Source organism: Microbacterium aquilitoris (assembly GCF_031932285.1).
GTDB classification, from domain to species: domain Bacteria; phylum Actinomycetota; class Actinomycetes; order Actinomycetales; family Microbacteriaceae; genus Microbacterium; species Microbacterium aquilitoris.
The window spans coordinates 623,827-636,482 of the sequence record NZ_JAUZVT010000001.1 but is presented as its reverse complement, the minus strand read 5'-3'; the positions used below and the strand labels follow the sequence as shown (position 1 = coordinate 636,482).

At 69.6% G+C, this 12,656-nt stretch carries 10 protein-coding genes; 8 read left to right on the top strand and 2 right to left on the bottom strand.

The window, feature by feature from the left end; genetic code table 11:
* The first annotated feature begins 15 nt into the window (after window positions 1–15).
* On the top strand, window positions 16–864 hold the full coding sequence (locus tag Q9S78_RS03085; protein ID WP_116227944.1) for an NAD-dependent epimerase/dehydratase family protein: 849 nt from the start codon (window positions 16–18) through the stop codon (window positions 862–864).
* Window positions 865–868: 4 nt separating this feature from the next.
* Here Q9S78_RS03085 and Q9S78_RS03080 read toward each other — a convergent pair whose 3' ends face one another.
* Window positions 869–1,702 (bottom strand): hypothetical protein, encoded by an 834-nt coding sequence (locus Q9S78_RS03080; protein ID WP_311858661.1) that lies wholly within the window; start codon window positions 1,700–1,702, stop codon window positions 869–871.
* Between the two features lie 135 nt (window positions 1,703–1,837).
* Between Q9S78_RS03080 and Q9S78_RS03075 the strand changes: the two genes are divergently transcribed.
* From Q9S78_RS03075 to Q9S78_RS03045, 7 genes are all read left to right on the top strand, one after another.
* Window positions 1,838–2,971, top strand: coding sequence for a glycosyltransferase (locus Q9S78_RS03075; protein ID WP_020097763.1), 1,134 nt, complete (start codon window positions 1,838–1,840; stop codon window positions 2,969–2,971).
* Complete coding sequence (locus tag Q9S78_RS03070; RefSeq protein WP_028497448.1) at window positions 2,971–3,231, top strand: glutaredoxin family protein; 261 nt, start codon at window positions 2,971–2,973, stop codon at window positions 3,229–3,231. The genes Q9S78_RS03075 and Q9S78_RS03070 overlap by 1 nt, the downstream gene beginning before the upstream one ends.
* A 19-nt stretch (window positions 3,232–3,250) precedes the next feature.
* The gene (locus Q9S78_RS03065; RefSeq protein ID WP_116227941.1) at window positions 3,251–4,939 is read left to right on the top strand and encodes an aldehyde dehydrogenase family protein; all 1,689 of its coding nucleotides are present in this window, start codon (window positions 3,251–3,253) and stop codon (window positions 4,937–4,939) included.
* 281 nt (window positions 4,940–5,220) lie between these two features.
* Window positions 5,221–6,744, top strand: coding sequence for a sugar transferase (locus Q9S78_RS03060; protein ID WP_116227940.1), 1,524 nt, complete (start codon window positions 5,221–5,223; stop codon window positions 6,742–6,744).
* A complete protein-coding gene (locus Q9S78_RS03055; RefSeq protein WP_116227939.1) occupies window positions 6,744–7,976 on the top strand; it encodes a DUF1972 domain-containing protein in 1,233 nt (410 codons plus the stop codon). Before Q9S78_RS03060 ends, Q9S78_RS03055 begins: the two co-directional genes overlap by 1 nt.
* A gap of 61 nt (window positions 7,977–8,037) precedes the next feature.
* On the top strand, window positions 8,038–9,111 hold the full coding sequence (locus Q9S78_RS03050; protein ID WP_116227938.1) for a polysaccharide pyruvyl transferase family protein: 1,074 nt from the start codon (window positions 8,038–8,040) through the stop codon (window positions 9,109–9,111).
* Window positions 9,108–10,181 carry a DUF6492 family protein gene (locus Q9S78_RS03045; protein WP_311868814.1) on the top strand — a complete coding sequence of 358 codons (1,074 nt, stop codon included), beginning with the start codon at window positions 9,108–9,110 and terminating at the stop codon, window positions 10,179–10,181. Before Q9S78_RS03050 ends, Q9S78_RS03045 begins: the two co-directional genes overlap by 4 nt.
* Here Q9S78_RS03045 and Q9S78_RS03040 read toward each other — a convergent pair.
* The gene (locus tag Q9S78_RS03040; RefSeq protein WP_311868812.1) at window positions 10,118–12,577 is read right to left on the bottom strand and encodes a right-handed parallel beta-helix repeat-containing protein; all 2,460 of its coding nucleotides are present in this window, start codon (window positions 12,575–12,577) and stop codon (window positions 10,118–10,120) included. The genes Q9S78_RS03045 and Q9S78_RS03040 overlap by 64 nt on opposite strands.
* Between the last annotated feature and the right edge of the window lie 79 nt (window positions 12,578–12,656).

Sequence of the window (12,656 nt, the reverse complement as noted above, 5' to 3'; positions counted from 1 at the left end):
TGCCATGCTGACGGGATGCGCATCGCCGTCACCGGTTCGTCCGGAAAACTCGGGTCCGTCGTCGTCCGCGAACTCACCGCCGCCGGCCACGAGGTGATCGGCTTCGACCAGCACGGCACCCGCGGCCCCGGCTTCGTGCAGATCGACCTCACCGACCACGGACAGGTCGTCGACGCGCTGACGGGCGTCGGCGATCAGCACAACGGCATCGACGCCCTCGTCCACCTCGCCGCGATCCCGGCCCCTGGCATCCGGCCCGATGTCGCGACCTTCCACAACAACATCACGACCACGTTCAACGTGTTCTGGGCGGCGCTCCGTCTCGGCATCACGAAGATCGTCTACGCCTCGAGCGAGACGGTTCAGGGACTGCCGTTCGAGACACCGCCGCCCTACATCCCCGTCGACGAGGCCTACCCGGCGCGTCCCGAATCGGTCTACTCCCTCGTGAAGCACCTCGAGGAGCAGATGGCGATCGAGCTGACGCGGTGGTACCCGGCGGCATCCATCACAGCCCTCCGGTTCTCGAACGTCATGTGGCCCGAGGACTACGCGGAGTTCCCCTCGTTCGACGCCGACGCGCGGCAGCGCAAGTGGAATCTGTGGAGCTACATCGACGCCCGCGACGGATCGCAGGCCATCGAACGCGCGCTCGACGTCGCCGGCCCCGGCTTCGACCACTTCCTCATCGCGGCGGCCGACACCGTCATGAGCCGCCCGAACGACGAGCTGGTCGCCGAGGTGTTCCCCGGCGTCGAGCTCCGCGGCGACCTCGGGGTCAACGACTCGCTGTTCTCGACCGCGAAGGCGCAGCGGGTGCTCGGTTACCGGCCGCAGCACTCGTGGCGCGACTCCGTGGGCTGAGTGCTCAGCCGCCGAATTCGGCGAGGACGTACACCTCGCTGTGGTTCACCGCGCAGATCCCGGCGATCGGATTCTGGGCGTCCCAGAACTCCTGCACCTCGGTCATCCCGCCGGGGATCGGCGAGCGCTCCGCGAGAACCGTGTGGATCGACCGCAGGTACGGCGCGAGAGTGGTCGTCGACGACGCGGCGAGCGTGTCCGCCGCATCCGCCGCGGCATCCACCCGGCGGTTCCACTCGTCGGCGCCGAAGGCCGCGTAGAAGCCGTAGCCCTCGTCGGCGTTCGTGACCTGGCTGTAGACGCCCGAGAACAGCTCGCACTCCTCGGCGAGCGCGGCGTCCTGCGGGAACGGGGCCGATGAATACGAGACGGATGCCGCCCACTCGGCCTCCGGGGCCAGGCCGAGCGTGAGCTCCGGCGCCGACCGGGCTTCCCACGGCCAGGCGAGGACGCGATCGGGATCGCAGGATCCGGACTGCGGCGCCTGCCCGAGCATCATCGAATCGCCGAGCTCCGCCGTGAATCGCTCCGCGGGGTCGCACGTCAGCTGGACGAGCACCGACTGGGTGCCGGCCGGCACGTCGAGGGCGACGGGGCCGGGCCCGGTGCCCGAGAACGCCTGCGTCGCGATCACCGTCGGCGACGCCGGGGCCGGCTCGGCCGTCGGTGACGCCGGCGCGGGTGCGACCACCGGCGCCTCCACCGTCGGCCGGGCTTCTCCCGCGGGCTCCACCACCGTCGACACGCATCCTGCCGACAGCATCACCACCGCGGCCGCGATCACGGCCGCCTTCGCGCCTCGACGCGTGCGCGGCGCACCGGCATCCCCCCAGATCATCTGATCTGTCTATCAGACGGCCCGGGACCCCGTCAGCGGATCCCTGTCGTTCGCCGGGGACATCCTCAGTCCGGTGCGCCCGGTCCCGGCTAGGCTGAGACGTCCCCGTGCCCGCCGAGCATCGCGAGCCCCGCCATGGATCTGTCGATCATCGTCCCGACCTTCAACGAGGGTCCGAACATCGACGAGCTGTTGCGTCGCATCGGGGAGAGCCTCGAGGGGCGCGTGTTCGAGGTCGTCTTCGTCGACGACTCGACGGACGACACCCCCCAGGTCATCGCGGCCGCGGCGAAGGGCGCCCCGTTCCCCGTGCGCCTCATCCATCGGGAGAACGCCGATGCCGGCCTCGGCGGCGCGGTCGTCGCGGGATTCCAGGCGGCCACCTCGCGCTGGTGCCTCGTCATGGACGGCGACCTGCAGCATCCGCCCGAAGACATCCCCCGACTGATCGAGCGGGCCGACCGAGGCGACGTCGACGTCGTCGTCGCCTCGCGCTATGCGTCCGGGGGCACGTCGAAAGGCCTCGCCGATGCGACCCGCACCGCCGTCTCTCGCGCCTCGACCGCGCTGACCAAGGCGATGTTCCCGCGGAAGCTCGCGAACTGCTCCGACCCGATGACCGGGTTCTTCCTGCTCGACACCCACGCGGTCGACGTCGGCGCGCTCCGCCCGCGAGGCTTCAAGATCCTGCTCGAAGTCCTCGCGCGACGTCAGCTGCGGGTCGACGAGGTCCCGTTCGACTTCGCCTCACGCCACGCCGGCACCTCGAAGGCGACCTTCACGCAGGGCGTCCGCTTCCTGACCCAGCTCGCCATGCTGCGCTTCGGTCGGATGTCGGCGTTCGCCCTCGTCGGCGGGTTCGGCGCCATCGCGAACCTCGTCATCATGTGGGGTCTGATCCGGCTGGGGATGGACTACGTGCCGGCGGCCATCGTCGCGAGCGTCATCACGATCATCACGAACTTCCTGCTGCTCGAGTACCTCGTCTTCGCCGACATGCGGTCCGAGTCGGGGCGGATGCTCACCCGGTTCCTCAAGTCGTTCTCCTTCAACGGCCTCGAAGCGATCATCCGCATCCCGGTCCTGTCGATCATCGTCGAGGCCACCCACATCCCCGCCGTGCTGGCCGCGGCTCTCACGCTCGTGGCCGCCTTCGTCCTGCGCTTCGTCTTCCACGCACTCGTCGTCTACGCACCGCGCCGGCCGGGACGTGCCGTCGCGGCCCAGGAATCCGAGCCCGCAGCAGCGGGCGGGCGTACCCTGGAGTGATGACCGACACGTCCACTCAGATCACGATGTTCGGCGCCGAATGGTGCCGCGACTGCCGCCGCACGAAGGCGCAGCTCGACAGCCTCGGAGTCGATTACCGGTACGTCGACCTCGAGGCCGAGCCCGACGCCGCCGACATCGCACGCGAGATCTCCGGACGCACCAACATCCCGGTCGTCGTGTACCCCGACGCCACGCATCACGTCGAGCCCAGCAACGACGACGTCGCGGCCAAGCTCCGCGAACTGTCGCTCATCTGAGTCCACCGGCACAGCGACGATGACGACGACGTCACCGGCCACGCCGCACGAGCACTCCCCCGAGGCCCGCATCGATCTCGACTCCGCCCTCACCCGGCTGCGCGCCGGTTCGAGCGAGTGGACCGCACTCACCGCTGCCGGGCGTCGTGATCTGCTCCGGCGCATCCGCTCCGCCGTCGCCGGCGCCGCCGATGATTGGGCGCGCATCGCCGCCGCGAGCAAAGGGCTCGAGCCGCGGCATCCGCTCGCGGGCGAGGAATGGCTCGCCGGCCCGTACGCCGCGATCGTCGCGCTCGACGCGTACATCGGGACGCTCGACGCGCTCGCCCGCGGGCGCAGTCCGCTCGCCGGCGTCCGCACCGGCACCGCGCCCGGCGGTCGCACCGTCGTCCACACCTCGCCGCTGAACGTCGCCGACCGGATCCTCCTCTCGGGCTACACGACCGAGGTCTGGTTGCAGCCGGGCGTCACCGCGCACGAGGCGAGGGATGCCGCGGGCCTCGCCTCGCGGCATCCGCTCCGCAGCGGCGGGGTCGGCCTGGTCCTGGGCGCGGGGAACGTGACATCGATCCCCTTCCTCGACGTGCTGTACGAACTGCTCGCCGAGGGGCGCGTCGCACTGCTGAAGGTGAACCCCACGCAGGATGCGCTCGTGCCGGTGTTCGAGCGGGCGTTCGCGCCGCTCATCGAGGCCGGGTTCGCCGCGGTCGTGAGCGGAGGCGGTGACGTCGGGGCCTACCTGACGCGGCATCCCGAGATCGACCACGTCCACATCACCGGGTCGGAGACGACCTTCCATGCCATCGTCGGCTCCGGCGACGACCGCCTGCGCGTGCCGATCACCGCCGAGCTCGGCGGCGTGTCGCCGGTCATCGTCGTGCCGGGGCGCTGGACGGCGGCCGACCTGCGGTTCCAGGCTGAGCACGTCGCCACGATGCGGCTGCACAACAGCGGGCACAACTGCATCGCCGGTCAGGTCGTGCTCCTCAGCCGCGACTGGGATCAGCGCGAGGACTTCGAGCTCGAGCTGCGCCGCGCCTTCGCGCGGACGCCGAAGCGGCCCGTCTGGTACCCGAACGCGGCGGCGCGGCTCGAGCACGTGCGCGAGGTCTACCCCGACGCCGAGTGGTTCGCCGACGGCACGCGGGCGATCGCGGTGGGCGACGGTGAGATCGAGACGACCGAGTACTTCGCCCCGGTCCTCGGGATCGTCGACCTGCCCGGCACCGGCGCCGCCTTCGTCGATGCCGCCGTCGCGCACGCGAACGAACGACTCACCGGAACCCTCGGCGCGAACGTCCTCGTCGACCCCGTCACCCAGCACCGGCTCGGCTCCCCGTTCGACGAGGCGATGGCTCGCCTGCGCTACGGCACGGTCGCCATCAACGCGTGGACGGCGTTCGGGTTCCTCACCCCCACGGCGACGTGGGGCGCGTTCCCGGGCGGCACCGTCGACGACGCGCCAAGCGGCATCGGGATCGTCCACAACGCACTCCTGCTGGACGAGGTCGAGCGGAGCGTCGTCCGCGGGCCGTTCCGGCCGTTCCCCCGCTCCCTCGGCCGCGGGCGCTTCTCGGTGCTGCCGAAGCCGCCGTGGTTCGTGACCTCGCGCACGGGACGCGCGGTGTCGGAGGGCTTCGCCCGGTTCCGGATCGACGGCCGCATCGGCCCGCTCCTCGTGACGCTCGCCCGCGCCTTCGGCGCCTGAGCCGGATCGCCCGGCGACGCAGTCGGGGATCGCAGGCGCGGGGCCTCTGACGACATGACGCGTCGGTTTACATCGAGTTAACGCCCCGCGCTCGCACGACCGTTCGTCGCACGCTACAGTTGCCCTCGAGTGGATCGCGCGGCCGGGGGGTCGCGCGGAGGTTCTTGGGGGACCGCGAAGCTCATTGGGGAACTATGCATCCGCCTTGGGGGCGGGTGCAGTGATCGCACATTGCTTGGGGGCATGATGCGGACACCGTCCGATGTGTGTGGGGACGCACGATGAGCGCGGTCGAGGGCATCTCGCCCGGCCTGTCGCTGCCAGGGCTGAGCCCGCTGACGACCGTGCGCACGTGGGCCGGCGAAGCGCCGCGGGCATCCGCCGCGCTGGTCAGCCGTCAGCAGTGGGAGCGTCGCTTCCGCGTGCGGCTGCGAACCAGCGACACGGCGATCGTCGCGGTGGCCTGTGCGTTCGCGACCGTCCGCGTGACGGCGTCGGGCGCCGTCGCGCCGGTCCCGTACAGCGCGGTCGCGATCGCGCTCGCGACCGGCACGCTCTGGCTCGTCGCGCTGATGCTCTTCAACACCCGGTCGGCGAGCGTCGTCGGCTCGGGCTCGGTGGAGTACGCCCGCGTCGCTCACGCGACCGGGCTCGCGTTCGGACTGCTCGCGATCATGTTCGTCGTCTTCGAATGGGGCGGGATCCGGGCGCAGCTGTTCACCGCTCTCCCCCTCGGGACACTCGCGCTCCTGCTCTCGCGATGGGCATGGCGGCGGTGGCTCGTCGCGCAGCGCGCCGAGGGCAGGTTCGCCTCGCGCACCGTCGTCGTCGGGTCGCGGGATGACGTCGAGTACGCGATCCGCACCCTCGGGCCCGCGGGCCAGCTCGGCTACCTCGTCGTCGGGGTCGCGCTCCTCGAGGGCACCGGCGAGCGCGTGAGCGTCGACGGTGTCGACTACCCGGCGATGCACGGCGAGGACGCCGTCCTCCGCGCGGCGGAGATCTACGAAAGCGACACGATCGTCGTCGCGAGCCAGCCGGCAGGCGATCCCACGTATGTGAAGCGCCTCTCCTGGTCGCTGGAGGGCACCGCTGCCGAGCTCGTCATCTCGAGCCGGCTCGCCGACGTGGCAGGACCGCGGATGTCGCTCCGGCCGGTCGAGGGGATGCCGCTCATCCACGTGAAGATCCCGACCTTCGAGGGGGCTTCCTTCTACGTCAAGCGGGCGCTGGACATCCTGGTGTCGGCCACCGCCCTCCTCGCCTTCGCGCCGGTGGCGGCGGTCATCGCTCTGGCCATCAAGACGAACGACGGCGGCCCGGTCTTCTTCCGCCAGGCGCGCGTCGGCCGAGACGGGCACGAGTTCGCGATGCTGAAGTTCCGGACGATGCGGGTGGATGCCGAGTCCGAGCTCGCCGCACTGCTCGCCCGCAACGAGGGCTCGGGCCCGCTCTTCAAACTGAAGCAGGACCCTCGGGTCACCCGCGTCGGCCAGATCCTCCGGAGGTTCTCGCTCGACGAGGTGCCGCAGTTCTGGAACGTCCTGCGCGGCGACATGAGCGTCGTCGGCCCGCGTCCGCCGCTGCCTGCCGAGGTCACCGCCTACGACGGCACCGTCTTCCGCCGTCTCTACATCAAGCCCGGCATCACCGGACCGTGGCAGGTCGGCGGACGGAGCGACCTCTCCTGGGAGGAGAGCGTCCGCCTCGACCTTCGCTACGTCGAGAACTGGACCGTCATGACGGATCTCGTCCTGATGTGGCGAACCGCCAAAGTCATGGTCACCCCCGAGGGAGCGTACTGATGGTCATCGAAATCCCGCGCCCGGTCGACACCGACGCCGACCGCGGTCGGCACCGGACGCGGACGCTCGAGACGCGGACGCTGCACATCGCGATGATCGGCACCCGGGGGGTGCCGGCCTGCTACGGCGGCTTCGAGACGGCGGTCGAGGAGATCGGTCGTCGCCTCGTAGAACGCGGCCACGAGATCACGGTCTACTCACGGGGCGCGAGCACCCGGACCTCGGAGTACCTCGGCATGAGGGTCGTCCACCTTCCGGCCGTCTCCGTGAAGCAGCTCGAGACACTCAGCCACACCGGGCTCTCTGCCGTGCACGCCGTGTTCGGCCGGCGGACGGATGCGGCCTTCGTGTTCAACGCCGCGAACTCGCCGTTCCTCCCGGTCCTGCGTGCCCGCGGCATCCCGACCGCCCTCCACATGGACGGTCTCGAATGGAAGCGCTCGAAGTGGGGCCGGCGCGGCAAGGCCTACTACCGCTGGGCCGAGGAGTTCGGCGTGCGGACGGCCGACGCCCTCATCGCGGACGCCCCCGGCATCGGCGAGTACTACGACCGCGAGTTCGGGGTCCCGACGGAGCTGATCCGCTACGGAGCGCCCATCCTGGACGATGCACCGACCGACGGCATCCGCGCCCTCGATCTCACCCCCGGCGGGTACCACCTGGTCGTCGCGCGGTTCGAGCCCGAGAACCATGTGCTCGAGATCGTGGCCGGCTATCGGGCCAGCTCTGCGACCACTCCGCTCGTCGTGGTCGGCTCGGCGCCGTACGCCGCCGAGTACACGCAGCGCATCCGCGCCGCGGCCGGCGACGACCCCCGCATCCGATTCCTGGGCGGCGTGTACGACCAGGACCTGCTCGACGCGCTGTACTTCCACGCGACGTCGTACGTGCACGGGCACTCGGTCGGCGGGACGAACCCCTCGCTCCTGCGCGCCATGGGTGCGGGCACCGCCGTGCTCGCCTACGACGTCGGCTTCAACCACGAGACCCTCGACGAGCACGGCCTGTTCTTCGCGGATGCCGCCGAGCTGACGCGTCGCATCGATGCGCTCGACCGCGATCCGGCGCTCGTTGCGAGGCTCGCAGGCCCCGCGAAGAATCGAGCGGCCCTCGCTTTCCACTGGGATGACGTGACGAGCGCGTACGAAGACCTCGCCAAGCGCCTCGCAGGGCGCGAGTCCATGCACCGACTCGGCCGTCGCGCGCGGCGGCGCGCGAGTGACGTCCTCTGACATCGACCTCGCGTCTCCCTGGTGCAGGACACCGCGGTGCGACGACCGGAAAGGACAATCCATGCGGATACTGCTCGCCTGGGCGGATGAGACCTCACCCAACCTGGGGGTACGGGCTCTCGGGCGCGGGTCGCAAGATCTGCTTCAGCGCATCTGGCCCGAGGCGGAGTTCACCTACATGAACTACGGCACGAAGCCCGACGCCGTCACCTGGTCGCCCCGGGGGCTGATCCGCGAATGGGTGACAGGCAGGCGGGGGATGCGCGACTGGCTCGGTGGATTCGATCTCTACTGGGATACCCGTTCCGGCGACAGCTTCTCGGACATCTACGGCCTGCCTCGACACACCACGATGTCGCTCATCCATGAGTTCGCGGCGCGCAGTCACGTGCCGACGATTCTCGCCCCGCAGACCATCGGCCCCTTCGGGTCGCGTCGCTCCCGGCTGCTGGCACGGAGGGATGTGCACCGCTCGAAACTGGTGCTCGCCCGCGACCCGATGAGCGCCCGAGCGTCGGCGTCGCTCGGGCGCCCCGTCGATCTGACGACCACGGATCTCGTATTCGGGATAGACCAGCCCGTCCCCGAGCCCGGGAACGACGTCCTCCTGAATGTGTCCGGGCTGCTCTGGCGGTCGCTTCACCACGGCGATCCTCATGTGTACCGGCGTCAGATTGAGGGCGTGATCGACGGGCTGCTGGATCGTGGACGTGCGGTGACGCTCTTCCCGCACGTCCTCGATTCGGCCGACGCGGACAACGACGTTCCGCTCGCCGTCGAGCTGCGCGATCGGTACGACGGACGTCTCGACCTGGTGATCCCTCGCGACCTCGACCACGCACGAGCACTCATCGCCGGCGCTCGCGTCGTCATCGGTGCGCGGATGCATGCGTGCTTGAACGCCCTGTCCACCGGCACACCGGCGATCGCCATGGCCTACTCGCGGAAATTCGCTCCCCTCATGAGCGAGTTGCAGTGGCCTCACGTCGTGGATGCCGGCAGGTCGGATGACGCCGTCGGCCGCATCCTCGCCGCCGTCGACGATCCCGAGCTGACCGCGCAGGCGCGCAAAGCGCAGGCGCGGGGCCAGCACATGCTCGCCGGCGCGGCCGAGCTCGTCGGATCATCGCAATGAGCTCCGCGCTGACGTTCGTCACCGTCGTCTTCGAGACGGAGACGCACCTCCTCGAGCTTCAAGCGCGCTCGATGTCGCTGCACCTCGACGCGAAAGAGGTCGATGAGATCCTCATCCTCGACAACTGCGTTCTCGGCATGGGCGGATGGACGCGAAAACGACTGCTGCGCGCCTACGGCCGATTGCAGGGCCGCGTCCGCATCGTCCGGACGACCGCCGTCATCGACCCTCGCGCTGCGGGCGGATGGCGCAGCCAACAGGCCGCGAAGCTCGCCATCGCATCGCAGGTGAAGACACACCATTACGTCGTGCTCGACGCGAAGAACCACTTCACCCGACCGACGTCGGCTACCGAATTCGTCGGTCCGGACGGTCGAGCCCACGGTCGTTCGCATTCCTACGTGTCGCACCCGCTGCGAGCCTCCCTCGTGGCGACGCTGGAGTACGTGCACGCCGGCCCTGACGTGATCGACAGGGCAGTCGAGTCATTCCCGCCGACGGCGACCCCCTTCGTTTTCGACACCGCGGCAGTTCGCGCGCTCATCCTCGATCTCGAAGAGCGGTCGGGTCTCCCCTTCGGCGAGGAGTTCGAACGTCACAAGCTGCTGGAGTTCTTCCTCTATGCGGCGTGGAACGAGACGCGAGGGCGGGGTCTCCGCAAACTGCGCGATGAGGTTCCCATCCCGTCGCCGACGGTGTGGCCGAAGGCCGCGTCGGAGGAGGGCGTCCGGTCGGCGATCGATGAGCACGCTCGCGACGGCGCCGCCGTTTTCGCCGTCCACCGACAAGCTCTCGCCAAGGCGGATGCCGCCGCGCTCGAACTCATCGCGATCCAGTGGGTGTCGTTCGGACTCTTCACCGACACCCCCGCCGCGCAGGCGTTCATCCGGCGTTTCCGCCGCCGATACCTGCCCTCACTCGTGTGGGTCCGCGGTGTCGAGCGCGCCCGCCGCTCGCTTCAGCTGTGGCGGGCGCGCTCGACATCGGAGGAGCGAGCCGATCCCGTTCAGGGGAACCGAGCGCCGAGCCGAACTTCACCGGACGCCAGACCGGAGACATCCGCAATCTGATCGGGCACGGGAACTGCGATGGTGCTCTGTCGTTCCGGGGAGATGGAACGGAGCGAGTAGTCGGCGTTCACCGGTGACGATGTCTGCTCGAGAAGGACCGACCGCTTCTCACGGCCCGTCGCCGCGACGAAGTCACTGAGCGTTCCGAAGGACCTCGACGATCCTGAGGCACCCTGGGCGTAGATCGCGAATGACCGCGGTGCGGACGGGGAGGTGCGGTGATACACATTGCCTTCGGCCCGCGTCACCATCTGCGCACCGGTGAGCACCCGCGAGAAGTCGTCGATGCAGACGAGACACGTTCCCTCCGGGTCAGCGGAGACGTTGTTGGCGATCACGATGTTCTTGCTCATCCACGGGATGGTCGGGTTCTTCGAGCGACGCGAGTCCTGGGTGACGGCGATGTTCCGTTCGTTGCCCACCGCGGTGTTGTTCCAGATCGACGCGGAACCCGCGTTCACGATGTAGATCCCGTTGATCCCGTTGTCGGCCACGACGTTGTCCGCAATGACAGCACGCTCGGAGAGCTCGAACACGAGACCGTTCCCCGTATTGCGGAGGCTGTCGTTGCCGGTGAAGACCACGCCGTTGTTCGACTCGTCGAACCACGGACCCTGTCCGTAGTTGTCCGCGAACACGCTGTCGGCCACCGTGACGCCAGAGGAGCTGTGGATCTTCAGCGCACCCGAGACGGGCGCCCTGTTGAAGCGCTCCCTGTTGTTCCCGGACGACAGCATTCCGCGGATCTCGAGCCCGTCGGCGTGGGCTGCGCCCGCGCCGAGGAGTCCGTTGCCCATGAGGGACACCTTCGAGAGGGTGGTGTCCTTGGCCCAGGTGTAGAGCCCGGTGGTCGAGTTGTCCCGGATCGTGACATTGGAGAGCGTGACGCCCTTGGCCGCGATGATGACGGTGCCCATGTCCGGAACGCTCGTGGCATACCTGCGCACGCCGATGCCCCGCACGACCGAACCTTCGGAACGGACGGAAAGAGCGCTGACGAGTGTGCTCGCTTCCACTCGCCTCCCATTCGGGTCCGACCCCACGACGAGCTGATCCGCCGCCGCGTCGACGAAGAAGCGCCCCGGTGCCACCTGAGACCGCGAGGACACCTGTGTGAGCTGCTGACCGTCGATCCACAGTTGATCGGGATGGGCTGCCATCGGATATGCGGGGTCGACGAATCTCCATCCCTCGGCCGAACCGTCCGACGCTCCTCGAACGAACGTCGGACTGGCATCCAGCTGCTGGGTCCATCCGGGACGGACCCACGCGTTGCCGGATGCGCGGAAGCCTGACACCGGCTCCGCGCCGTCCAGCCAGACTGCTTCGGAGCCGTAGGGCTGAAGTGTGACGCGCTTCTGGGGCGCGACGATGACGCTCTCGTGATAAACCCCGCCGCGAAGGGCGATGGTCCCCCCGTTGGGGACCTTCCGCAGGGCGGCCGTGATCGTCCGGACCGGCGCCGCGACCGTACCCGCTGCCGAGTCGTTACCACCGGGCGAAACGATGATCGCGTTCGACGGGACCTTGTAGGCGACCGAGCCCGGGGCGCTGGCCCCGGCAGCCGCCCGGGCACCGGTGACCACCTGTCCGACTCCGGGTGCGGGTCCAGGAGCGGGCGCCGGGCCCGGTGCAGGTGCCGGCCCGGGGGGCGGCGCGGAGACCCCGGGCGCCGCGATGGAGAGATCGTCGACTCCGACCGGAAGCAGCGCGGTCGACGACGAGGTGTACAGCGAGAACTCGGTCCCACCGGAGCCGGCGATGCGCTTCGCAGACGAGTCGGAGTACCTCAGCGTCCGCGCGGCGCTGTCCGCGGAGCCCGCGACGCGGGCGGAGGCGATGAGGGCGACCGTCGTCGACCCGGTCGCCTGGATCCGGACATCGACCGTTCCCCCCTGCCGGATCCTCTCCGGCAGACGCACCGACGCGAAAGTACCCACGGTGACACCGGTTCGTTTCTGGAGGCTCAGCTCCACGACGCCGCCGACCATGATGCGGGCACCCACGATGTACGCGCCGCCGGCGGTCGAGCGCACGCCGTGCGACAGATACAACCCGGTACCCGATGTCGGCAGGGTCGGAACCGCGAGCGAGAAGGTGGAGTCGACGTCTTGCATCGCGCCCGCAAGGGAGACCCGCGACGTGCGTCCGGGCTGCGGGCTCGACACCCAGCCGCGGCCGTCGCGGACGGATGCCACGGATCCCGGCGCCGTCGTCCAGGAACCACCCACCTCGGAGGTCCCCCATCCGGAGGCGACGGATCGTGCCATGCCGTCCTTGACGTACACCGCGGTCGCAGCGGAGGCGGACTCACCAGGGCCACCAGCGACCCCGATGCCGAGGAGGACAGCCAGGAGGAGGGCACCAGTTTTAGTGGGGTGGAAGCGTCGGAACATGAGGTCTCGATTCGAGCGGGGAGGTCGGGACGCCGGCAGGGAACGTCGGGTAGACCTGCTGGCGGAATCCCGCTGAAGG

Excerpts from the sequence above, each read along its gene's own strand:
- Q9S78_RS03085 (WP_116227944.1), top strand. The coding sequence starts at position 16 with ATGCGCATCGCCGTCACCGGTTCGTCCGGAAAACTCGGGTCCGTCGTC.
- Q9S78_RS03080 (WP_311858661.1), bottom strand. The coding sequence starts at position 1,702 with ATGATCTGGGGGGATGCCGGTGCGCCGCGCACGCGTCGAGGCGCGAAG.
- Q9S78_RS03075 (WP_020097763.1), top strand. The coding sequence starts at position 1,838 with ATGGATCTGTCGATCATCGTCCCGACCTTCAACGAGGGTCCGAACATC.
- Q9S78_RS03070 (WP_028497448.1), top strand. The coding sequence starts at position 2,971 with ATGACCGACACGTCCACTCAGATCACGATGTTCGGCGCCGAATGGTGC.
- Q9S78_RS03065 (WP_116227941.1), top strand. The coding sequence starts at position 3,251 with ATGACGACGACGTCACCGGCCACGCCGCACGAGCACTCCCCCGAGGCC.
- Q9S78_RS03060 (WP_116227940.1), top strand. The coding sequence starts at position 5,221 with ATGAGCGCGGTCGAGGGCATCTCGCCCGGCCTGTCGCTGCCAGGGCTG.
- Q9S78_RS03055 (WP_116227939.1), top strand. The coding sequence starts at position 6,744 with ATGGTCATCGAAATCCCGCGCCCGGTCGACACCGACGCCGACCGCGGT.
- Q9S78_RS03050 (WP_116227938.1), top strand. The coding sequence starts at position 8,038 with ATGCGGATACTGCTCGCCTGGGCGGATGAGACCTCACCCAACCTGGGG.
- Q9S78_RS03045 (WP_311868814.1), top strand. The coding sequence starts at position 9,108 with ATGAGCTCCGCGCTGACGTTCGTCACCGTCGTCTTCGAGACGGAGACG.
- Q9S78_RS03040 (WP_311868812.1), bottom strand. The coding sequence starts at position 12,577 with ATGTTCCGACGCTTCCACCCCACTAAAACTGGTGCCCTCCTCCTGGCT.